Annotated in this window: 22 protein-coding genes; 12 read left to right on the top strand and 10 right to left on the bottom strand. The window is 33.8% G+C overall.

The window, feature by feature from the left end; translation table 11 throughout:
- The first annotated feature begins 75 nt into the window (after positions 1-75).
- The 3 genes from H5V42_RS02560 to H5V42_RS02550 are packed head-to-tail and all read left to right on the top strand — an operon-like array spanning position 76 to position 5,603.
- Positions 76-1,929, top strand: coding sequence for a DNA topoisomerase IV subunit B (locus tag H5V42_RS02560; protein WP_185781549.1), 1,854 nt, complete (start codon positions 76-78; stop codon positions 1,927-1,929).
- A gap of 29 nt (positions 1,930-1,958) precedes the next feature.
- Entirely contained in the window at positions 1,959-4,586 is a 2,628-nt protein-coding gene (locus H5V42_RS02555; RefSeq protein WP_185781548.1) for a DNA gyrase/topoisomerase IV subunit A, read from the top strand.
- A gap of 60 nt (positions 4,587-4,646) precedes the next feature.
- Entirely contained in the window at positions 4,647-5,603 is a 957-nt protein-coding gene (locus H5V42_RS02550; protein WP_185781547.1) for a sterol desaturase family protein, read from the top strand.
- Between the two features lies 1 nt (position 5,604).
- Here the strand turns inward: H5V42_RS02550 and H5V42_RS02545 are convergent, their stop codons facing one another.
- The 3 genes from H5V42_RS02545 to H5V42_RS02535 are packed head-to-tail and all read right to left on the bottom strand — an operon-like array spanning position 5,605 to position 7,228.
- Positions 5,605-6,423 carry a TerC family protein gene (locus H5V42_RS02545; protein ID WP_185781546.1) on the bottom strand — a complete coding sequence of 273 codons (819 nt, stop codon included), beginning with the start codon at positions 6,421-6,423 and terminating at the stop codon, positions 5,605-5,607.
- Positions 6,424-6,425: 2 nt separating this feature from the next.
- Entirely contained in the window at positions 6,426-6,806 is a 381-nt protein-coding gene (locus H5V42_RS02540) for a DNA topoisomerase IV (protein WP_185781545.1), read from the bottom strand.
- Positions 6,807-6,832: 26 nt separating this feature from the next.
- Positions 6,833-7,228 carry a helix-turn-helix domain-containing protein gene (locus H5V42_RS02535; RefSeq protein WP_185781544.1) on the bottom strand — a complete coding sequence of 132 codons (396 nt, stop codon included), beginning with the start codon at positions 7,226-7,228 and terminating at the stop codon, positions 6,833-6,835.
- Between the two features lie 270 nt (positions 7,229-7,498).
- On the opposite strand from H5V42_RS02535, the gene H5V42_RS02530 reads away from it, so the two are divergent.
- Positions 7,499-7,978, top strand: coding sequence for an Lrp/AsnC family transcriptional regulator (locus H5V42_RS02530; RefSeq protein ID WP_185781543.1), 480 nt, complete (start codon positions 7,499-7,501; stop codon positions 7,976-7,978).
- The gene (locus H5V42_RS02525; protein WP_185781542.1) at positions 7,968-8,507 is read left to right on the top strand and encodes a DinB family protein; all 540 of its coding nucleotides are present in this window, start codon (positions 7,968-7,970) and stop codon (positions 8,505-8,507) included. The genes H5V42_RS02530 and H5V42_RS02525 overlap by 11 nt, the downstream gene beginning before the upstream one ends.
- Here the strand turns inward: H5V42_RS02525 and H5V42_RS02520 are convergent.
- A complete protein-coding gene (locus tag H5V42_RS02520) occupies positions 8,504-8,800 on the bottom strand; it encodes a hypothetical protein (RefSeq protein WP_185781541.1) in 297 nt (98 codons plus the stop codon). The genes H5V42_RS02525 and H5V42_RS02520 overlap by 4 nt on opposite strands.
- 93 nt (positions 8,801-8,893) lie before the next feature.
- Positions 8,894-9,934: a 3-dehydroquinate synthase gene (gene aroB / locus H5V42_RS02515; protein ID WP_185781540.1), complete on the bottom strand. Its 1,041-nt coding sequence runs from the start codon at positions 9,932-9,934 to the stop codon at positions 8,894-8,896.
- A 104-nt stretch (positions 9,935-10,038) separates the two neighbouring features.
- On the opposite strand from aroB, the gene H5V42_RS02510 reads away from it, so the two are divergent.
- Complete coding sequence (locus H5V42_RS02510; protein WP_185781539.1) at positions 10,039-11,205, top strand: proline dehydrogenase family protein; 1,167 nt, start codon at positions 10,039-10,041, stop codon at positions 11,203-11,205.
- A gap of 5 nt (positions 11,206-11,210) precedes the next feature.
- Here the strand turns inward: H5V42_RS02510 and H5V42_RS02505 are convergent, their stop codons facing one another.
- From H5V42_RS02505 to porX, 5 genes are all read right to left on the bottom strand, one after another.
- Positions 11,211-11,573 carry a DUF4258 domain-containing protein gene (locus H5V42_RS02505; protein WP_185781538.1) on the bottom strand — a complete coding sequence of 121 codons (363 nt, stop codon included), beginning with the start codon at positions 11,571-11,573 and terminating at the stop codon, positions 11,211-11,213.
- Positions 11,574-12,773, bottom strand: a complete 1,200-nt coding sequence (locus H5V42_RS02500) for an alanine dehydrogenase (RefSeq protein WP_185781537.1) — start codon at positions 12,771-12,773, stop codon at positions 11,574-11,576.
- A gap of 30 nt (positions 12,774-12,803) precedes the next feature.
- Positions 12,804-13,283, bottom strand: coding sequence for a hypothetical protein (locus tag H5V42_RS02495; RefSeq protein WP_229665639.1), 480 nt, complete (start codon positions 13,281-13,283; stop codon positions 12,804-12,806).
- 454 nt (positions 13,284-13,737) lie between these two features.
- The gene (tsaE, locus tag H5V42_RS02490) at positions 13,738-14,157 is read right to left on the bottom strand and encodes a tRNA (adenosine(37)-N6)-threonylcarbamoyltransferase complex ATPase subunit type 1 TsaE (RefSeq protein ID WP_185781535.1); all 420 of its coding nucleotides are present in this window, start codon (positions 14,155-14,157) and stop codon (positions 13,738-13,740) included.
- 4 nt (positions 14,158-14,161) lie between these two features.
- A complete protein-coding gene (gene porX / locus H5V42_RS02485) occupies positions 14,162-15,706 on the bottom strand; it encodes a T9SS response regulator signal transducer PorX (protein WP_185781534.1) in 1,545 nt (514 codons plus the stop codon).
- A 42-nt stretch (positions 15,707-15,748) separates the two neighbouring features.
- Between porX and H5V42_RS02480 the strand changes: the two genes are divergently transcribed.
- From H5V42_RS02480 to H5V42_RS02455, 6 genes are read left to right on the top strand one after another with little or no spacing between them, the layout of a single operon-like run.
- Positions 15,749-16,966 carry an HD domain-containing protein gene (locus H5V42_RS02480; RefSeq protein WP_185781533.1) on the top strand — a complete coding sequence of 406 codons (1,218 nt, stop codon included), beginning with the start codon at positions 15,749-15,751 and terminating at the stop codon, positions 16,964-16,966.
- Positions 16,967-16,994: 28 nt separating this feature from the next.
- Positions 16,995-18,026: a UDP-3-O-(3-hydroxymyristoyl)glucosamine N-acyltransferase gene (lpxD, locus tag H5V42_RS02475; protein ID WP_185781532.1), complete on the top strand. Its 1,032-nt coding sequence runs from the start codon at positions 16,995-16,997 to the stop codon at positions 18,024-18,026.
- The gene (locus tag H5V42_RS02470; protein ID WP_185781531.1) at positions 18,010-19,422 is read left to right on the top strand and encodes a bifunctional UDP-3-O-[3-hydroxymyristoyl] N-acetylglucosamine deacetylase/3-hydroxyacyl-ACP dehydratase; all 1,413 of its coding nucleotides are present in this window, start codon (positions 18,010-18,012) and stop codon (positions 19,420-19,422) included. Before lpxD ends, H5V42_RS02470 begins: the two co-directional genes overlap by 17 nt.
- A 6-nt stretch (positions 19,423-19,428) precedes the next feature.
- The gene (lpxA, locus tag H5V42_RS02465) at positions 19,429-20,214 is read left to right on the top strand and encodes an acyl-ACP--UDP-N-acetylglucosamine O-acyltransferase (protein WP_185781530.1); all 786 of its coding nucleotides are present in this window, start codon (positions 19,429-19,431) and stop codon (positions 20,212-20,214) included.
- Between the two features lie 3 nt (positions 20,215-20,217).
- Positions 20,218-20,784, top strand: coding sequence for an elongation factor P (gene efp / locus H5V42_RS02460; protein WP_185781529.1), 567 nt, complete (start codon positions 20,218-20,220; stop codon positions 20,782-20,784).
- A gap of 5 nt (positions 20,785-20,789) precedes the next feature.
- A complete protein-coding gene (locus H5V42_RS02455; protein WP_185781528.1) occupies positions 20,790-21,725 on the top strand; it encodes a UDP-3-O-(3-hydroxymyristoyl)glucosamine N-acyltransferase in 936 nt (311 codons plus the stop codon).
- Positions 21,726-21,761 lie beyond the last annotated feature (36 nt).

Below are 21,761 nucleotides of genomic sequence, written 5' to 3'. Positions count from 1 at the left end.
TTGATTACTTTCTCTTAAAGTCATTTTGATATTTCCGCCATAATTCTATATTAGTCGGGATAATCCCACGAGTTTATGGCTTCTACAACCCAGTATACTGAAGATAATATACGTTCGCTCGATTGGAAAGAGCACATTAGAATGCGCCCAGGTATGTACATTGGTAAACTGGGTGATGGTTCTTCCGCAGATGACGGTATTTATATTTTATTGAAAGAAGTAATCGATAACTGTATCGATGAATTTGTTATGGGAGCTGGTAAAACCATTGAAATTGCAATCAACGAAAATTCTGTTAGCGTTCGTGATTATGGTAGAGGTATTCCTTTGGGTAAAGTGGTAGATGTGGTATCCAAAATGAATACTGGAGGTAAATACGATACTCGCGCTTTTAAAAAATCAGTAGGTTTAAATGGTGTAGGTACCAAAGCGGTTAATGCACTTTCAACATTCTTTAAAGTAGAATCCACTCGTGATGGTCAAACTAAATCGGCAGAATTTGAGGCCGGTAATTTAGTTGCAGAAGATTTAGCAGAATCTACCAAGCGTAAAGGAACTAAAGTAATTTTTGTGCCTGATGCTGGTATTTTTAAAAAATACAAGTACCGTAATGAGTATGTAGAGCGCATGCTCAAAAATTACGTGTACTTAAATCCGGGATTAACAATTGTATTTAACGGTGAAAAGTTTCATTCAAAAAACGGATTAAAAGACCTTTTAGAAGATAACAATAATCAAGAAGATTTTCTCTATCCAATTATTCACTTAAAAGGGGATGATATTGAAATTGCGTTGACGCATAGTAGAACGCAATACAGTGAAGAATACCATTCTTTTGTTAATGGTCAAAACACCACTCAAGGAGGTACACACCAAGCTGCTTTTAGAGAGGCAATTGTGAAGACTATACGTGAACATTTTGGAAAGAATTTTGACCCCTCAGATATCAGAAAATCAATAATTTCAGCCATTTCAATTAAAGTAATGGAGCCGGTATTTGAAAGTCAAACAAAAACCAAGTTGGGTAGTACAGATATGGGTGGAAATTTACCTACTGTTCGTACGTATATCAATGATTTTGTTGGCAAGTATTTAGATAATTATCTTCACAAGAATCAGGTAACTAAAGATGCACTTTTAAAGAAAATATTACAAGCCGAAAAAGAGCGTAAAGAATTATCTGGAATTCGAAAATTAGCTAGAGAACGTGCAAAGAAAGCTAGCCTACATAATAAAAAGCTTAGAGACTGTCGAATTCATTTAGGTGATTTAAAAAAAGATAGAAGACTAGAAACCACTTTGTTTATTACAGAAGGTGATTCAGCGTCAGGTTCTATAACTAAATCTAGAGATGTAAATACTCAAGCTGTTTTTAGTTTGCGAGGTAAGCCGTTGAATTCCTACGGTATGAGTAAAAAAATTGTTTATGAAAATGAGGAGTTTAACCTACTGCAAGCGGCTTTAAACATCGAAGATTCTTTGGAGGATTTACGCTACAATAACATTGTAATTGCAACAGATGCTGATGTGGATGGAATGCACATCAGATTATTATTAATTACTTTTTTCTTGCAGTTTTTTCCTGAACTTATAAAAGAAAATCACTTATATATATTGCAAACCCCATTGTTTAGAGTTCGTAACAAAAAACAAACTTTTTATTGTTATTCAGACGAAGAAAAAAGGACTGCAATTGAGAAATTAACGGGTAAGCCAGAAATAACAAGATTTAAAGGGTTAGGTGAAATTTCTCCAGATGAATTTCAACATTTTATTGGAGATGACATTAGACTTGAACCGGTGATGTTAGATAAAGCAATGTCAATAGACCAATTGCTTCAATTTTATATGGGAAAGAACACGCCAGACCGACAAAAATTCATTATAAATAATCTTAAAGTAGAACTAGACTTAATAGAAGAAAAGTAGTTCTTAAACAGACTATTACGTTTTAATTAATGGAAGATAACCAAGAATTAAATTCTGATTTTTCAAATGAAGGGCCAAATAGCGAAGAGGCGTTAACCCGGGTAACGGGTATGTATAAAGATTGGTTCTTAGATTATGCTTCTTATGTAATTTTAGAAAGAGCTGTTCCTGCAATAGAAGATGGGTTCAAACCTGTGCAGCGCAGAATAATGCACGCTTTAAAAGAATTGGACGACGGCAGGTATAATAAGGTTGCCAATGTAGTAGGGCATACTATGCAATACCACCCTCATGGTGATGCTAGTATTGGCGACGCTATGGTTCAGATTGGGCAAAAAGACTTATTAATTGATACTCAGGGTAACTGGGGTAACATTCTTACGGGTGATGGCGCAGCAGCTTCGCGTTATATAGAGGCTAGGTTGTCAAAATTTGCTTTAGATGTGGTTTTTAGTCCAAAAATCACGGAATGGCAACTTTCCTATGATGGCAGAAAAAAAGAACCTATTAATTTACCGGTAAAATTTCCTTTATTATTAGCTCAAGGTGCTGAAGGTATAGCCGTTGGTCTTTCTACTAAAATTCTACCTCATAATTTTCTTGAACTTATAGATGCTTCGATAAAACAATTAAAAGGTCAACGATTCACAATTGTTCCAGACTTTCCTACGGCTGGTATTATAGATGTTACTAACTATAATGACGGCTTAAGAGGTGGAAAAATAAGAGTTAGAGCAAAAATTGAAATAGAAGACAAGAATACACTGGTTATTAGAGAAATACCTTTTGGAACAAACACCTCAAGTTTAATAGATTCCATACTAAAAGCTAACGATAAAGGTAAAATTAAGATTAAAAAAATCGAAGATAATACTGCTGCAGAAGTTGAAATCTTAGTGCACATACCAAGTGGTATTTCTCCAGACAAAACTATTGATGCTTTGTATGCTTTTACGGCATGTGAATCTAGTATTTCGCCATTATGTTGCATTATTGAAGATAATAAACCTGTTTTTCTTGGGGTAAGTGAGGTTCTACGGCGTTCTACAGACCATACCGTCCAATTATTGAAGGCTGAGTTAGAAATTCAACTAAATGAATTGGAAGAGCAATGGCATTTTGCTTCTTTAGAACGCATATTCATAGAAAATAGAATCTATCGTGAGATTGAAGAAGAGGAAACCTGGGAGGGAGTTATTAAAGCTATTGCTGAAGGTTTAAAACCTCATGTCAAAAATTTAAAGCGAAAAGTAACCGAAGAAGACATTGTTAAGCTTACAGAAATTAGAATAAAGCGTATTTCAAAGTTTGATATAGATAAGGCTAAGCAACTAATTGATAGTCTGGAAGATAGAATAGAAGAAACCAAACATCATTTAGATAATATTATCACTTTTGCCATTGATTATTTTAAGACGTTAAAAGCGAAATATGGTAAAGGAAGAGAGCGTAAATCAGAAATTAGAATATTTGACGACATTGAAGCCACTAAAGTGGTTATTCGAAATACAAAACTATACGTTAATAGAGAAGAAGGCTTTATTGGCACATCCTTACGAAAAGAGGAATATGTTACAGATTGTGCAGATATAGATGATATCATTGTTTTTACTCAAAGTGGTAAAATGATGATAACAAAAGTGGATAGTAAAACATTTGTAGAAAAAAATATAATACATGTAGCGGTATTCAAGAAAAAAGACAAACGAACTACCTATAATATGGTCTATAAAGACGGTAAAGGAGGCCCTAGTTATATTAAACGGTTTAACGTAACTAGTATTACTAGAGACAAGTTGTATGATTTAACCAATGGTAAGGCCAATTCTAATGTTCTTTACTTTTCTGCTAATCCAAATGGTGAAGCAGAAATTATTACTGTGCTCTTGCGACAATCTGGTAGTATTAAAAAACTGAAATGGGATATTGATTTTTCAGATGTGCTTATAAAAGGTAGAGGATCAAAAGGTAACATTGTAACTAAATATCCAGTAAAGCGCATAGAGCTTAAAGAGAAAGGGCTTTCTACGCTGAAACCACGAAAAATTTGGTTTGATGACGTAGTACAGCGTTTAAACGTTGATGGTAGAGGAGAACTACTTGGAGAATTTAGAGCAGAAGATTTATTATTGGTTATAAATCAACGCGGTTTTGTTAAAACAATAGCACCCGATTTAAATACACATTTTGATAATGATGTAATTGTCTTAGAAAAATGGAAACCAAACAAACCTATTTCTGCAATCTATTTCGAAGGTGATAAAGAACGCTATTATATTAAGCGTTTTTTAATTGAAAATACTAATAAAGAAGAATTGGTTATAACCGAACATAATAAATCTAAATTGGAATTATTATTGACAGATTGGCGACCACAGATAGAAGTTTCATTTGTAAAACCTAGAGGAAAAGAAGTTAAACCAAACTTGCTTGTTGATGTAGAGTCTTTTATTTCTATTAAAGGAATTAAAGCTCTGGGCAATCAGCTTACTTCTGACAAAGTTAAGAGCGTAGAACGCTTAGAACCTTTACCTTACGAAGAACCCGAAAAAAAGAAAACAGATGAAATAGAGGTAGTTGATGAAGAATCTATCAATGGAGATAATAGTGATATCAAAACTAATGATGATGAATCAGACCAACCCACCTTGTTTTGATAGATTTTAACCTTAATTTCACACTTTAATTTAACACAAACCATTGCAAAACCCACTTAAATGGATTTTACAAACCCACTAGTTTACGGAGTACCCGTTTTTATCGCTTTTATTCTTGTCGAATTAACCTACAGTAAAACTCATGGAGATGATGAGTTGTACCATTGGAAAGATTTATTTGCCAGTGGTTTCATGGGAGTGGGTTCTGCTATTCTCGGCCCATTGTTTAAAGTTATTTTTATGATTGCTTTATTCGAGGGGGTTTATGAATTATGTAATCCACTTGTTGAGGGTGTACGCACAAATTTTTTAGGTTACGAGTCTTTTGGCTACGCTTGGTACGTTTGGTTGTTGTGTATGTTGGCAGACGATTTTACCTATTATTGGTTTCATAGAGCTAATCATGAAATTAGAATTTTATGGGCTGCTCATATTGTTCACCACTCATCTGATAATTTTAATCTAGGAACAGCCATTAGAAATGGTTGGTTTACAATTCTGTACAAACCCTTATTTTACATGTGGATGCCAGCTATTGGCTTTCCAGTAGAAATGGTTGTAGTTTGTCTAGGTATTGAAGCATTATGGCAATTTCAATTGCATTCGCAATACGTACCTAAATTGGGTTTTTTAGAAAAGTTTTTGAATACGCACACTATGCATCAAGTACATCATGCGCAGAATGTAGAATATCTAGATAAAAATCATGGTGGATTCTTAAATATTTTTGACCGTATTTTTGGTACCTGGAAAGAGTTTGATGAAAGTATAGAAGTTAAGTACGGAGTAATTCATTCCCCTGAATCTTATAATCCAATTGTAATTTTAACTCATGAGTTCAAAGATATTTGGAAGGATGTTAAAAAATCCAATAAACTTTCACATAAATTAATGTACATATTTGGCCCTCCAGGATGGAGCCATGATGGTAGCACATTAACCGTTAAACAACAGCAAGCACTATTTAGGTCACACAAAAACCTTAATCCAGAAATAGTTTATCAAAGGCCAAATTAAATTAGTCTTCGATAACTTCTGTTTGTGCTTTCTTTTTACGGTTTTTTGCCATTCTCATATCAAAGAATTCAACCATTAATGAGAATGCAATGGCAAAATACAAATAGCCTTTAGGAATACTACCTACTTCATTATCAAATACAACTAGGTGAGATAAATGAGCAGCTTCTGCTATAAGCATAAATCCAATTAAGATTAAAAACGAAAGCCCAAGTACTTGGATTGAAGGGTGTCTATTTACAAATTCACCAACCGGATTGGCAAATAGCATCATTATTATAACAGAAAGTACAACAGCAATTATCATTAGTATTAAGGCATCGTTTGGGTTTGGAGAAATACCATTTGTCATACCAATTGCCGTTAAAATAGAATCAAAAGAAAAAACAATATTAATTACTGTAATCTGCACTATAGCGTTGGTTAAACTTGTTGAACGTTGTTTTTTAACTTCACGCTCATCATGACCTTTATCTTCAATTTTCTCATGAATTTCTTTTGTGCTTTTATATAACAAAAACAGACCTCCTAAAAATAAAATAAGGGCTTGCCAACTAATACCTCCATGTATCCAATCGTGGTCAAGAATTAAAAATGGCTTTTTCAAAGAAATTAACCATGAAATTGCAAATAACAAGACTATACGCATCAGCATTGCTAGAACCAAACCAAGGTTTGTTGCCTTTTTACGGTCTTTTTGCTCTAATTTACCTGCGGCAATCGAAATAAAAATAATGTTATCTATTCCTAGAATTATTTCTAAGAAGGTAAGGGTTAATAATGCCATCCAGGCATCAGGATTACTTAAAATATCGAACATGGTTAGTTAGTTTTTATAGCGGTTCCTCTTAGTTTTTTGGGTTCACCAACAATATTGTATTCAAATGTATACGAACTATCTGTAGTTGTCAAAATTTTTATTTGAATAGGTCTTTCTTCAGCCTTGCTGTTGGGGTTCTTTTTCTTTAAAATGTATTCACAATCATTAATCCATCTAACAGCACTGGTGTCGCGATTTCCGTTAAAAAAATCGATTTCTATTCCATCTTTGCGAATAAATTTTGTTGTTAAGGTGTCACCATCAATAATTTCAGAAAAACTAAATGTTCCTTCTTTAAAATTAGTACAGTTGCGTTCTGGCGGAGACTGACAGCTTGTCCCTATAAGAAGAATAACTAGTGGAAATATGAAAATATGTTTCAAGTAGTAGAATTTTTGGCCTAAGTTAATCAATTAGGTATATACAACTCAAAACTACCATCCTCGTAGAAGAAAACAATTTTTTTCACTTTTTTATTTTTCACAGTTTCTGTAGACTTTGATTTACTTGTTGTGTCTTTTTCTTCCTTTTTGATTAATGGGGGTTGTATAGGTGGAGTAGAAGATTCTTTAAGCGATTTCTTTTCTAATTTTTTTTCTTTTGGAAATGTTCCTTTCCCATTTAAAAACCAATACAGGTCAATCTCTGGATATTTTCGAATTAAACGTATAACAAAATCCAAACTAGGTTTGTTTCTACCTGTTAACAAATGTGAAATACTGGATCGTGGAATATCTAATGAATCCGCAAGTGCTGAAGGAGTAAGTTGATAATAAGACATAAACTCTTGTAAGCGTTCTATCATAATAACACTATTTATGTTTACAAATGTATACAATATAAATTCACAAACGTAACCTATGTTAATTTATGCATTTTACATTTGTATACTACTATATGTTGAACTAGACCCTTGTAAACCATTTCTTTTGCCACTTCTATAAATGAATTTTTATTCCTAATTACATTTGTGAATATGTCGTTTCAACACGTTATTTTGCTGTTTTGTCAATATTTCTATATTTTTTCTGTACTATTTTATGTTAATGTTTAAATTTGTTGCAAAATTTTAAGTATGAGTAAGGTAAAGCTTGATGAAATAGACCACCAAATCCTTGATATGTTGATTGATAACACAAGGACGCCTTTTACTGACATTGCCAAGAAATTGCTTATTTCTGCTGGTACTGTACACGTAAGAGTTAAAAAAATGGAAGAAGCGGGTATAATTAAAGGTTCTTCTTTGACTTTAGATTACGTAAAACTGGGCTATTCTTTTATAGCTTACGTAGGCATATTTCTCGAAAAAACACACCAAACTAAATTTGTTTTAGAGCGGTTGAATCAAATTCCGTATGTTACTGTAGCGCATATAACAACAGGTAAATTCAATATTTTCTGTAAAATTCGCGCTAGAGATACTACACACGCTAAGAATATCATATTTAAGGTTGATGATATTGATGGTATTAGCAGAACAGAAACCATGATTTCTTTAGAAGAAAGTATCAACGATAAAAAGCGTCTGATGCATACTATATTCAATGAGCTATAATACATTAACAATAGCCGACATAACTGATTCTGAGTTTAATTCGTTTTATCAGGTTTATATTAATAAATGTAAAGGTAAAACGTTAAGTGAGTCATTTCAACACTCTTTAAATCAATGGATTACGATAGGTGAAAAAATTTCGTCTTCCAAGTTGAACTATGCCTATGCTGTTAATAAGTGGACGTTGGCAGAAGTTCTTTTACATTTAAATGACGCAGAGAGAATTTTTCAATATAGAGCCTTACGCTTTGCAAGAAATGATAACACTTCGCTTCCAGGTTTTGATGAAAATAATTATGTAGTAGCATCAAATGCAAACCTAAGAACAAAAATAAGTTTAATTGAAGAGGGTAGGTTGTTACGACAATCTACTCTTTCTTTGTTTCAACACTTTTCTACTAGTGATTTAGCGCGAATTGGTACAGCAAGTAATTCTCAAATGAGTGTTAGGGCTATTGGTTTTGTTATCTGTGGACATCAACTACATCATATAGATATCATTAAAGAACGATATCTGAATCTTATTTAGTCACTATCATCAGAATTAAGGTCGCTAGTTTCTAAATCCTCAGCTTTTGATTCTTCGCGTAGTTCTTTCCCTATAGCAGAATCAAAATTGGCAATAAAGTTTGATAAGCTTTTACTAATCTTTACCAAAAAAATAGTGTCTGGAGTTTTTAATTCCACAGCTTCTATAATATCACCGTTAGGTTTTTTTAGAATAATGATGTCATCATCTCCATAACCATGTGGATAGGCATCAATCAATAAGCCTGCTGTATAATTGTCTAGTCTTTTGTAATCAATAATTGCACGTTTCATAGTAGGTTAATTTTGATTCGCTTAACCTAAACTATAAATTTTTTGCAAGTGCTTTTTTAAAGAGTTGTGTAATTCAGATTTTAGTAGGCGAAGTTATGCTTGGTTGTAGTAAGAAAATGCCTCTTTAAATAATCTCTCATCTACTTTCTTGTCAAAAACAGCATGACCAATTGCCGTAAGTAGTGTAAAATTAACGTTGCCGTGAGAGTTCTTTTTGTCATGCTTCATATAAGACAATATTTCTTCATGTTCCATGCTGTCTATATTTACTTTTGAATAAAATGAAGTAATTACTGTCTTGATTTCATCCATCTCAATTTTTGATAATCCACATAGTTTGTGAGAAAGGTAAGCCTCTAAAATCATGCCTACAGCAATAGCCTCACCATGTAGTAAATCGTTTTTAAAATTTTTCTCTAAAAAATACGATTCTATGGCATGACCTAAGGTATGTCCAAAATTGAGTTTTTTACGCTCTCCTTGTTCATAAGGGTCGTTAGCTACTATCGCCGCTTTAATGGCGACAGAATTTTTTATTAACTCTTCATTTATAGCTAATTTTTTTTGCTCTAGGGTAGTCCAGTGTTCTTCATTTGCTATTAAACCATGCTTTAGCATTTCTGCATAACCACTTATGAACTGTCTTTTCTCTAGGGTGCTTAAAAATTCAGAGTGAACAATAACTGCTTGTGGCGAATTTATTACGCCTATCTGATTTTTTAACATTCCAAAATCTACACCTGTTTTACCTCCTACAGAGGCATCAACCATTGCTAATAGGGTTGTGGGAATATTAATAAAATCAATTCCTCTTTTATAGGTAGATGCTACAAAACCTCCTAGGTCAGTTACTACACCCCCTCCAATATTCAATAAAAGAGATTTACGGTCTGCTCCAAAATCAGCAAGTTTCTGCCAAACCATACAGCAGGTTTCAATGGTTTTATTAATCTCACCTGCAGGCATTTCAATTACGTTCTCATCTACGAGCGTTATCCACTGTAAAACTTTTGGTAAGCAGTGAATCTTCGTATTCTCATCAACTAATATGATTATTTTGGAATAGTTCTTTTGACTTAAAGCCAATTTTAAAGCAGCTATTCCTAAATCTTCAAAATGAACGTTTGAATCCATGTAGTTTTTAAACTGAAAAAAATTTGGGGTGAAAAATAGTTACATTTTTAGCAAATCAATACCAAATCCCGATTTATCTTTGAATCTTTAAATATTTGATAAAAATGAAAAGGATTTTTGAGGATACTGCAACGGCATTTCGTTTAAAAAGCGATTCTGAATTGGAACGTGCATATTTCCTTTTTAAGCTAATTGCTAATCAACCCTTAGTTCGAATTGGAACCGCGGTTACCAACTTTGCAATTAATGCCAATTTACCCGTAGATGGGTTAATTAGGGCAACTGTTTTTGACCATTTCTGTGGTGGAGTTAATGAAGAAGATTGTTTACCCGTAATTGATAAAATGTATACGCAAAAAGTACATTCAATTTTAGACTATTCTGTAGAAGGTAAAGTTATTGAGAATCAATTAGATCATGCGTTTGAAAAAATCCTGAGAGTTCTTGATTTTGTAAAAGAAAAAGAGGCTATACCATTTGCTGTTTTTAAGCCAACGGCATTTGGTCGTTTTGAATTATTAGAGAAAAAAAGCAATGGTGAAAAACTCACTACAGATGAAGAAGCGGAATGGGGTAGAGTAGTGAATAGGTATGATAAGGTATGTAAAAAAGCATATGACCTTGAAGTTTCATTACTAATTGATGCCGAGGAAAGCTGGATACAACTTGCCGCGGATGAATTGGCTTTGGATATGATGCGCAAGTATAACAAAGTAAGACCTGTGGTTTACAACACAGCACAGTTATATAGATGGGATAGATTATCATTTTTAGTAACCTTGCATGAGATTGCTGTAAAAGAGGGTTTTAAAGTAGGAATAAAGGTAGTGCGTGGGGCTTATCTTGAAAAGGAGAATAATAGAGCAGAAGAAAACGGATATACCTCACCTATATGCAAGTCTAAAAAGGCCACAGATGATAATTTTGATGATGCTTTGCGCTTTATGATTGAGCATACCAATGTTTTTACCATTTTTGCGGGCACTCATAATGAAAATAGTAGCTATCTATTAATAGATTTAATGAAACAACGTAATATGCCAAATAACCATCCTAATATTTGGTTTGGACAATTATACGGTATGAGTGATAATATCAGTTATAATTTAGCTGACCAAGGTTATAATGTTTCAAAATACTTACCCTACGGTCCGGTAAGAGACGTAATGCCTTATTTAATAAGAAGGGCAGAGGAAAACACTTCGGTTGCTGGACAAACCACTAGAGAGTTAGATTTGTTGAAAAAAGAGCGAAAACGAAGAAAAATATAGCTTTCTCATTCTGTTATCACTGTTGCTTTTTCAGGGCAATTTTCTACAGTAATAACAAAATTTTCATTGTCATCATCCACTATTAGATATGTTTTGCAAGGTGATGTTTTGGTATTACTTTCTCTAAAATCAATGTTACCATCTTTAAGAATAGCCTGTATGTTTTCAGGTAAGTTGCTATACTTTAAATTTTCTTTGCCATTAAACTCAAAACTCTTTGACCTAATGTCTTTTAAAACGCGGCAATTAGGTAAATAACAAAAATCAATTCCGTTTTCACCGCCTTTTTTCTTTAAAATAAATGCTAAAAATATAAGGCCTATGGATACTCCAACCATATACCAGCCTAAACGCTTTAAAAACGCCATTTAAAAAATTAAAAAGTTAATATCATTCGAAGATAGGTCAAACCAATTACCTACAGACTTATTGGTTAAAATTCCATGATACATGTATAAACCGCTACGCAAGCCTTTGTCAAATCGCAATGAATTCTCAAGCCCTCCATCTTCACCAATTTTTAGTAAATATGGGGTAAATATATTACTAATTGAAATGGAAGAAGTTCTTGGATATCTAGCCGGTATGTTGGGAACTCCATAGTGGATAACCCCATATTTGTCAAAGGTAGGTTTGTCGTGAGAGGTAATTTCTGAAGTTTCAAAACAACCACCCATGTCTATGCTGACATCAATAATAACAGCTCCTTTTTTCATATGTTCAACCATAGTACTTGAAACTAAAACAGGTGAACGGTCTTGTCCGCGAACCGCACCAATAGCTACATCGCAGCGTTTTAACGCTTTTAATAAGTTTTTTGGTTGAATGGTAGAAGTGTAAATTGTTCTGTTTAGATTGGTTTGTATGTTTCTTAATTTAGTTAACGAGTTGTCAAATACTTTAATGTTTGCTCCTAAACCTAAAGCTGAACGCGCAGCAAATTCGCCAACCGTACCTGCTCCAAGAATAACTACTTCAACAGGCGGCACTCCACTAATATTACCAAACATTAATCCGTTACCTTTATTGGTAATGGCAGTAAGTTCAGCAGCAATTAATATGGAAGAAATACCAGCAATTTCACTTAAAGAACGTACCGCAGGATATTTACCTTCATCATCTTGTATAAATTCAAATGCTATGGCGGTAACTCGTTTTTTTGCTAACTCTTCAAAGTACCTTTTTTCTTGAGTTTTAATTTGAAGCGCAGAGATTAGAATTGTTTGCGGATTCAACAACGAAATCTCAAATAGGGTAGCGGGCTCTACTTTTAAAATTATGGGGCAACCAAAAACCTTTTTCTTATCGTTGGTTACCTCAGCACCTGCATCTACAAATTCTTTGTCAGTATAATTAGCGCCTTCACCAGCCCCAGCTTCTATTAAAACTCTGTGACCATTTGAGGTTAAAGCGTTTACTGCATCTGGTGTTAGGCAAATACGTTTTTCTTGGTATTGATTTTCTTTGGGTATACCTATGAAAAGCTCCCCTTTTTGCTTTAAGATTTCAAGGGTTTCTTCTTGCGGAAGCAATTGTTGTTTGCTAAAAGGTGAAGAAGGTTGGTTCATTAACGTTGACGCTATTGAGTTTTGCCAAAGTTACATTTTTTTGGCAAGGGCTTCTTTTTTACGTTCCAATTCCTCTAATTGTTTTTCAAGGTCTTGTTTCTGTTTTAATAAACCAAGTTCTGTTTCCATGGCTTTTAAGTCAATACCATGCACATATTTGTCAACCAGTTTTAATCGAACAAAATATACTACGGGTGTAATTACCATAGCGACCACAACTATATATAGAATTTCATTTTCATCTGTTACATTTGATTCCAATGTCAAAACTGAAAGTAATTGAAAACCATACATTGTTATAGGAATAATTATGGCATGATACCACCATTCTTTGCAGGTAATAAACCAAATGAACAATAACATTAAAGGGATGAATTTAAGTAGGTAGTAATAAACAGCATTGCCTACATCGTCAAATCCATTTGCATCCAATACTATCCATAGAAATTTTATTTCTTGTTCTCCATATGGGATATATTTCCAGGCATAGTGTAAAATAGGTGAAATCACTATTAATATGGAAATTAACCCCTCAATTAAAAACTTTTGTTTAAGAGTAGTTTTTTTCGACATATTAATACAACACCAACCTTTCAAAATTATTGCATAAAAAAAGACTCCTAATTTAGGAGCCTTTTTAATTGTTGAACAGATTAAATTACTAGAATCTTTTCTGCCCCTTTTTCTTGATACTTGTTTCTTGTTTAACAGTGTCTTCGTTAAGAACTGTAGTTGAAACAGTTGCCATTGCTAAAAATGCTACGGCCATCAAGCCAAAAAATACTTTTTTAGTGTTCATCGTAATTAAAGTATTTGGTTAATAAATGAATTCATTCTGAACAAACATAACCAAAAAAAGTGTAGTACACCGATAAAAATTGCATTTTAACGGTTAAAGGGAACTTTTAATCGATTTTCATGCGTGCTCTGTTATGAATGTAAGAAAATATGACTTAACGAATTTTTAAGAATTTACAGTTTCGATAAAACGTATGTTTTTATCGACGAAATGCACATTAAAATGTAATGTATCGGTTGGTAAAATCGATGAAATGTGTTTTGGCCATTCTATAAATACCCATTTGTTGTCGTATAAATATTCCTCTATACCTAGGTCTAATGCTTCGGTTTCGTTGTTTAGCCGATAGCAATCAAAATGAAAGGCAAATATGTCGCCATCTTTATTTAAATATTCATTTACCAAACCAAAAGTTGGGCTACTACCAGAATCTATAGCTCCTAATTCTTTTATTATTGCCTTAATTAAGGTGGTTTTACCGGCACCCATATCACCATAGAACGCAATTACTTTAGAATTTTTAGCTTGTCTGAGAACAAGTTTTGCGGCTTCTGAAATCTCTTTCTCCGTATACTGAAATTTCATGTTTCTATTTTGGTTCCAAAACTACAAAAGGAATAATCATTTCCTCTAAACTAACACCGCCATGCTGATAGGTGTTTCTGTAATAACTTACATAATGATTGTAGTTGTTTGGATAAGCAAAAAACATATCATTCTTTGCAAAGATAAAAGAGCTGCTAACGTTTAAAGTTGGTAATTGTATCTTTTTAGGTTCTGTAGCAGCCAATACTTCTTTATCTTCATACGTAAGGCTACGGCCAGTTTTGTACCTGAGGTTTAAACTAGTTTCTCGATCACCAATAACTTTAGAAGGTTGCTTTACGTTTATGGTGCCGTGGTCGGTGGTTAGCACTAGTTTAAGCCCTAAATTTTGCGCTTGTTGTATAATTTCAAGTAATGGTGAGTTTTTAAACCAACTTAATGTTAAAGATCTATAAGCTTTATCGCTACCTGCCAATTCTCTAATTACCTCCATTTCGGTTTTAGCATGAGATAGCATATCAACAAAATTGTAAACCACAACGGTTAAATCATTGTCTTTATGTGATCCAAAATTTTGAGCCAACTGTTTACCTTTTTTCAAACTGCTTATTTTATGGTAATCCCACTTTAAAGTAAGCCCAAGACGTTTTAATTGCGCTCCCAAGAACTCGGCTTCAAAAAGATTTTTACCACCTTCATCGGTGTCGTTTTTCCACCAATTGGGGTGTTGGCGTTCCATTTCTAATGGTGTTAAACCAGAGAAAATAGCATTTCTAGCATACTGTGTTGCCGTTGGTAAAATGCTGTAATAGGGTTCTTCTTTTGTTTTTTTGTAATGAATTCCAATAACTTCTTCAATAGCTTGCCATTGATCATACCGTAAATTATCTATAACCACAAGCAGCGTTTTGGAATCTTTTAGCTCGGGTTTAATTAGATTTTTAAATAGCGTATGAGACATTATAGGGCCTTCTGCATTTTGAAACCAATCACGATAGTTTTTGTCTACAAACTTGCTAAACTGTGTGTTGGCTTCCGTTTTTTGAGACTCCAGAATTTCAAACATACCAGAATCTTCAATTTGTTCTAACTCAAGTTCCCAGTAAATTAATTTTTGATACAACTCAGCCCATTCTTCAAAGGTATTTACCATAGCCATGTCCATAGCTATCTTACGAAATTCTTGTTGGTAACTAGCTGATGTTCTTTCAGATACCAAGCGTGAATTTTCTAGCGACTTTTTAAGTGATAGTAGAATCTGATTAGGATTAACAGGTTTTATTAAATAATCGGCTATTTTGCTACCAATAGCCTCATCCATTAAATATTCCTCTTCGCTCTTAGTAATCATAACAACTGGTAAAGAAGCATTTATTTGCTTTATTTCTTGCAAGGTTTCCAATCCGCTGATACCTGGCATGTTTTCATCTAAAAAAACAATATCAAATCTTGTATTTCTAATTTCCTCTAGCGCATCTTGCCCACTTTGTGCAGTGGTAACTTTGTAATTTTTCTTTTCTAGAAATAAAATATGAGGCTTTAATAGGTCGATTTCATCATCGACCCACAATATTGAAGGTGTTTTCATTTTCATACAGGTGTTATCTTTGCCGTTCTTAAGAAATAAGCTTTGACAAATAAGTTCAAAATATTTAACGACCCAATCTATGGTTTTATTGGCATTCCAAACGAATTGATTTACAATTTACTGGAACATCGCTATTTTCAGCGTTTGAGAAGAATTTCTCAAATGGGGTTATCTTACTTGGTTTATCCTGGAGCCCATCACACACGTTTTCATCATGCCTTAGGCAGTATGCATTTAATGAAAGATGCCATTGCTCAACTAAAATTTAAAGGAGTTGAAATTACTACGGAAGAAGAAAAAGCCCTTTTAGCAACTATTCTATTGCATGATATTGGTCACGGACCCATTTCTCATGCGCTTGAAGGACACCTGGTAGAAGGGGTTGGTCATGAAGAAATTTCTTTGCTATTTATGAAAAAATTGAACACCGAGTTTAATGGTGAATTAGCCATGGTGATTTCAATTTTTCAAGGGACTCATCCTAAAAAGTTTTTAAATCAATTGGTTTCAAGTCAGTTAGATATGGACCGATTAGATTATCTTAAACGAGATAGTTTTTTTAGTGGTGTTACTGAGGGTAATATAAGTTCACAGCGCTTGTTGTCTATGCTTAACGTTAGAAATGATGAGCTCGTAGTAGAGGAAAAAGGAATTTATTCTGTGGAAAAATTTCTGATGGCTCGTAGATTTATGTATTGGCAGGTGTATTTGCATAAAACAAGCTTGGTTGCTGAATTGTTACTTGGTAAGATTATTAAACGCGCTAAGTTTTTAATTTCAGAAGGAACGGAATTAAAGTGTAGTAGTTCGCTTATGTATTTTCTTAGAAAAGATACGTTTGCTACTATTGATTTTGATTTGGATGCTTTTGCAAAACTAGATGATATAGATATTATGATGGCTATAAAAGAGTGGCAATATCATGATGATAAAATTCTTTCTAGCCTTTGCAAAATGTTGATAAATAGAAAACTGCCAAAAGTGAAAATAAAGAAAAAACCCTTTGAAGAAGGTGCTTATGAAGCTAAGTTATTAGAGGTGATGAAACTATTTAATTTTAATGAAGACGAAGCAAAATACTTTGTAATAGAAGGAACAATTGGCAACAGGGCTTATAATGAACGTGAGCAAAACATTAATATACTTAAGAAAAATGGAAAAGTTATTGACGTAGCAAAAGCTTCTGATCATTTAAATATTAAAGCCCTCTCAAAAGAGGTAACTAAATATTATATGTGTTATCCTAAAGCATTAGTTTGACCAAAAAAACGTTACTTTTGCCGAAATTATGAAGTTTACAGCTACTCAAATTGCCGGAATTTTAGAAGGGGAAGTACAGGGAAATCCTGAAGTAGCCGTTCATAAACTTTCTAAAATTGAAGAAGGGGAGAATGGTTCATTGACTTTTTTAGCCAATCCCAAATACACGCAATACATATACTCTACAAAAGCTTCAATTACTATAGTAAATAAAGATTTTGTTCCTGATCAAGATTTAAGCACTACCTTAATTCGTGTAGAGGATGCATATAAATCGTTTTCTAAATTATTAGAATATTACAATCAAGTTAAAAACAATAAAGAAGGTATTGAATCACCTTCATTTATTTCTGAGAATACAAAATATGGCGCTGGGTTTTACCTAGGTGCTTTTTCTTACTTGGGTAATAATGTAACTATTGGTACTAATGTTAAGATTTATCCGAATGTATATATAGGGGATAATGTTACCATTGGTGATAACGTAGTAATTTTTGCTGGTGCAAAGATTTATTCTGAAACCTTGGTAGGTAATAATTGTGTCTTGCATAGCGGGGTAATAATTGGTGCTGATGGTTTTGGTTTTGCTCCAAATGAAAAAGGTGAGTTTTCTAAAGTACCTCAAACCGGTAATGTTATTATAGAAGATAATGTAGATGTAGGAGCCGGTACAACAATAGACCGTGCTACTTTGGGTTCCACAGTATTAAGGAGAGGTGTAAAACTGGATAATCAAATACAGATAGCGCATAACGTTGAAATTGGTGAGAATACGGTAATTGCAGCCCAAACCGGAATTGCAGGTTCAACTAAAATTGGAAAAAATTGCATGATTGGCGGCCAAGTAGGTATCGTTGGTCATATCACAATAGGGAATAGAGTTAGAATACAAGCACAATCTGGTATTGGCAGAAATGTAAAGGATGATGAAGTGCTTCAAGGTTCTCCCGCTCTTAATTATGGAGATTATAATAAGTCATACGTTCATTTTAAGAACTTGGCAAAAATAGATTCACGAATTTCTGAATTAGAAAAACAGAATAATGGTGACAACAACTGACATCAAACAAAAAACATTACAAAATAAAGTAACCCTAGAAGGGGTAGGTTTGCATACTGGCGAAAATGTTACCATGACATTTTTACCTGCGCCTGAAAATCATGGTTTTGCTTTTAAACGTGTTGATTTAGAAGGAGAACCCATTATTGAAGCAGATGCAAATTATGTGGTAAATACGCAAAGAGGAACAAACCTGGAAAAGAACGGGGTTAAAATTCATACCTCTGAGCATGTTCTAGCTGCTTTAATAGGTTTGGATATTGATAATGTTCTAATAGAGCTGAATGCTCCTGAACCACCAATAATGGACGGTTCTTCAAAATTCTTTGTGGAAGCATTAGAAAAAGCAGGTATTGCGGAGCAAGAGGCATTTCGGGAAGAATTTGTGATAAAAGATGTGATATCTTATAAAGATGAGAATACAGGTAGTGAAATAACTATCATCCCGTCAGATGAATATCAAGTAACCACAATGGTTGATTTTGGAACCAAAGTTTTAGGCACACAAAATGCTACTTTGGAACACATGTCTGATTTTAAAGATGAAATAGCTTATGCCCGTACATTTAGTTTTTTACATGAGTTAGAAATGCTTTTAGAGCATGGGTTAATTAAAGGTGGTGACCTTAATAACGCTATTGTTTATGTAGATAAAGAGATTTCTCAAGAAACTCAAAAAAAGCTAGAAAAGGCATTTAATAAAGAGAAACTTTCAGTTAAGCCTAATGGTATTTTAGATAACCTTACGCTGCATCAACCAAACGAAGCAGCAAGACATAAACTCTTAGATGTAATTGGTGATTTAGCGTTAATCGGAACCCGAATAAGAGGAAAAGTAATTGCTAATAAACCAGGGCATTTTGTTAATACTCAATTTGCTAAAAAGGTTTCTAAGATTATAAAAATTGAAAAACGGAATAAGGTTCCAAATTTTGATTTGAATCAACAGCCATTAATGGATGTGGTAAAAATTATGGATATGCTTCCACATAGACCCCCATTTTTATTGGTAGATAAGATTTTGGAACTTTCTGATTCTCATGTTGTTGGGGTAAAGAACGTAACCATGAATGAACCTTTTTTTGTAGGTCATTTTCCTGGTGCTCCAGTAATGCCAGGTGTTTTGCAAGTTGAAGCAATGGCACAAACAGGTGGTATATTGGTGTTGAGTACCGTTCCAGACCCTGAAAATTACCTTACGTATTTCATGAAAATAGACAAGGTAAAATTCAAGCATCAAGTAGGCCCGGGAGATACACTAATTTTTAAGTGCGACTTAATTGCTCCTATCAGAAGAGGTATTTGCCATATGCAGGCCTATGCTTATGCTAATGGTAAGTTAGTTTCTGAAGCTGAACTAATGGCTCAAATTGTAAAAGTTAAGGGTAACGAATAATAAATTATGAATCAACCATTGGCATATGTGCACCCAGGTGCTAAAATTGCAAAAAACGTTGTAATTGAACCGTTTACTACAATTCATAATAACGTTACCATAGGTGAAGGAACATGGATAGGTTCTAACGTTACCATTATGGAAGGCGCTAGAATAGGAAAGAATTGCAGTATTTTTCCTGGCTCAGTAATTTCTGCTATGCCTCAAGACCTAAAATATCAAGGGGAGGAAACTACGGTAATTATTGGCGATAATACTACTATTAGAGAATGTGTTACCATTAATAAAGGAACTTCTGACCGTATGAAGACAGTTATCGGAGATAACTGTTTAATTATGGCATATTCACATGTTGCACATGATTGTATAGTTGGTAATGGATGTATTTTTAGCAACAATTCTACTCTGGCAGGTCATGTAACTATTGGAGAAAATGTGGTTTTAGCAGGTATGGTTGCGGTTCATCAATTTGTCTCTGTTGGGCATCATGCTTTTGTAACGGGAGGTTCATTGGTAAGAAAAGATGTACCACCTTTTGTTAAAGCCGCTAGAGAGCCTTTGTCTTATGTAGGTATTAACTCTGTTGGTTTACGTAGAAGAGGATTTGAATCCAGTAAAATTCGTGAAATTCAGAATATTTATAGAATCTTATATCAAAATAATTATAATAACTCACAAGCCGCAGAAATCATAGAAGCTGAAATGGAGGCAACTCCAGAAAGAGATGAAATACTTCAGTTTATACGAGATTCTCAACGTGGTATTATGAAAGGTTATTTTAGCTCAAACTAATATATGGCAAGTACTTCAGACATCAGAAAAGGGTTGTGCATTCGTTACAACCATGACATTTACAAAATCATAGAATTCTTACACGTTAAACCTGGTAAAGGTCCTGCATTTGTTAGAACAAAGTTGAAGAGCGTAACTTCTGGTAAAGTTATTGATAATACTTTCTCAGCGGGTCACAAAATAGATGACGTGCGTGTAGAGACACGTTCCTATCAGTTTTTATACCCAGAAGGGGACACTTTTCACTTTATGAATACTGATGATTACAACCAGATTACCCTAGAAAAAGATAGTTTAGATACACCTGAGCTTTTAAAAGAAGGTGAAGTTGTTTCCATTATATTTAATACTGAAGACCAAATGCCACTTTCAGTTGAAATGCCAGCAAGTGTTGTGTTAGAAGTAACGCATACAGAACCTGGTGTAAAAGGTAACACCGCCACCAATGCTACTAAACCAGCTACCGTGGAAACTGGTGCAAGAATTAATGTTCCTTTGTTTATTAATGAAGGTGATAAAATTAAAATTGATACTGCCACAAGTTCTTATCAAGAACGTTCTAAAGAATAAGATTCATGAAATTTCCTAGGGAATACACCCTTGAAGAAATAGCTTCGCTTTTAAACGTTGAATTTGTGGGCGACCCAAATTTTCCTGTGCTGGGTATGAATGAGATTCATGTGGTAGAAAAAGGCGATATTGTTTTTGTGGATCACCCCAAATATTACAACAAAGCACTTGAATCTGCTGCAACAACAGTGCTAATCAATAAAAAAGTAGATTGTCCTGAAGGTAAATCGCTTCTAATTTCAGATGACCCTTTTACACACTTTAATTCGTTAACAAAATTTTTTAAACCATTTGTAGCTGCTGATGCAGTAATTGCTACATCTGCTAAAATAGGGGAAGGAACTGTAATTCAACCTAACGCTTTTATTGGTAATAATGTAGTTATTGGTAGCAATACAGTAATTCATCCTAATGTTACCATTTATGATGATTGCGTTATAGGTGATAATGTTACTATTCATGCAGGCACAATCTTAGGTGCAGATGCCTTTTATTATAAAAAGAGAACTACCCACTTTGATAAATTATTATCTGGTGGGCGAGTAGTTATCGAAGATGGTGTAGATATAGGTGCTGGTTGTACAATTGATAGAGGTGTTACTGGTGATACTACTATTAAAAAAGGAAGTAAACTTGATAATCAGATTCAAGTAGGGCATGACACCGTTATTGGTGAACGCTGTTTAATTGCTTCCCAATGCGGCATTGCAGGTTGTGTTGTTATTGAAGATGAAGTAACCCTATGGGGCCAAGTAGGAATTATCAGTGGAATAACTATAGGAAAAAAAGCAGTAATATTAGCGCAATCAGGAATTTCAAAGTCTTTGGAAGGAGAAACTACCTATTTTGGTAGTCCTGCTGAAGAAGCAAAAAGTAAATTAAAACAATTGGCTCAAGTGAGGCAAATTCCAAAAATTATTGAAAAATTAAACAAGTTTTGATTTTGGAGGTTTTTATCTTCTTAATTGAAGCAGTAT

It is taken from the genome of Croceivirga lutea (assembly GCF_014235875.1).
Lineage (GTDB): Bacteria > Bacteroidota > Bacteroidia > Flavobacteriales > Flavobacteriaceae > Croceivirga > Croceivirga lutea.
The sequence above is the reverse complement of the archived record's forward strand: the minus strand, read 5'-3'. Positions and strand labels throughout refer to the sequence as shown.

Coding starts and splice junctions, on each gene's coding strand:
- H5V42_RS02560 (WP_185781549.1), top strand. CDS start 76: ATGGCTTCTACAACCCAGTATACTGAAGATAATATACGTTCGCTCGAT.
- H5V42_RS02555 (WP_185781548.1), top strand. CDS start 1,959: ATGGAAGATAACCAAGAATTAAATTCTGATTTTTCAAATGAAGGGCCA.
- H5V42_RS02550 (WP_185781547.1), top strand. CDS start 4,647: ATGGATTTTACAAACCCACTAGTTTACGGAGTACCCGTTTTTATCGCT.
- H5V42_RS02545 (WP_185781546.1), bottom strand. CDS start 6,423: ATGTTCGATATTTTAAGTAATCCTGATGCCTGGATGGCATTATTAACC.
- H5V42_RS02535 (WP_185781544.1), bottom strand. CDS start 7,228: ATGATAGAACGCTTACAAGAGTTTATGTCTTATTATCAACTTACTCCT.
- H5V42_RS02530 (WP_185781543.1), top strand. CDS start 7,499: ATGAGTAAGGTAAAGCTTGATGAAATAGACCACCAAATCCTTGATATG.
- H5V42_RS02525 (WP_185781542.1), top strand. CDS start 7,968: ATGAGCTATAATACATTAACAATAGCCGACATAACTGATTCTGAGTTT.
- H5V42_RS02520 (WP_185781541.1), bottom strand. CDS start 8,800: ATGAAACGTGCAATTATTGATTACAAAAGACTAGACAATTATACAGCA.
- aroB (WP_185781540.1), bottom strand. CDS start 9,934: ATGGATTCAAACGTTCATTTTGAAGATTTAGGAATAGCTGCTTTAAAA.
- H5V42_RS02510 (WP_185781539.1), top strand. CDS start 10,039: ATGAAAAGGATTTTTGAGGATACTGCAACGGCATTTCGTTTAAAAAGC.
- H5V42_RS02505 (WP_185781538.1), bottom strand. CDS start 11,573: ATGGCGTTTTTAAAGCGTTTAGGCTGGTATATGGTTGGAGTATCCATA.
- H5V42_RS02500 (WP_185781537.1), bottom strand. CDS start 12,773: ATGAACCAACCTTCTTCACCTTTTAGCAAACAACAATTGCTTCCGCAA.
- tsaE (WP_185781535.1), bottom strand. CDS start 14,157: ATGAAATTTCAGTATACGGAGAAAGAGATTTCAGAAGCCGCAAAACTT.
- porX (WP_185781534.1), bottom strand. CDS start 15,706: ATGAAAACACCTTCAATATTGTGGGTCGATGATGAAATCGACCTATTA.
- lpxD (WP_185781532.1), top strand. CDS start 16,995: ATGAAGTTTACAGCTACTCAAATTGCCGGAATTTTAGAAGGGGAAGTA.
- H5V42_RS02470 (WP_185781531.1), top strand. CDS start 18,010: ATGGTGACAACAACTGACATCAAACAAAAAACATTACAAAATAAAGTA.
- lpxA (WP_185781530.1), top strand. CDS start 19,429: ATGAATCAACCATTGGCATATGTGCACCCAGGTGCTAAAATTGCAAAA.
- efp (WP_185781529.1), top strand. CDS start 20,218: ATGGCAAGTACTTCAGACATCAGAAAAGGGTTGTGCATTCGTTACAAC.
- H5V42_RS02455 (WP_185781528.1), top strand. CDS start 20,790: ATGAAATTTCCTAGGGAATACACCCTTGAAGAAATAGCTTCGCTTTTA.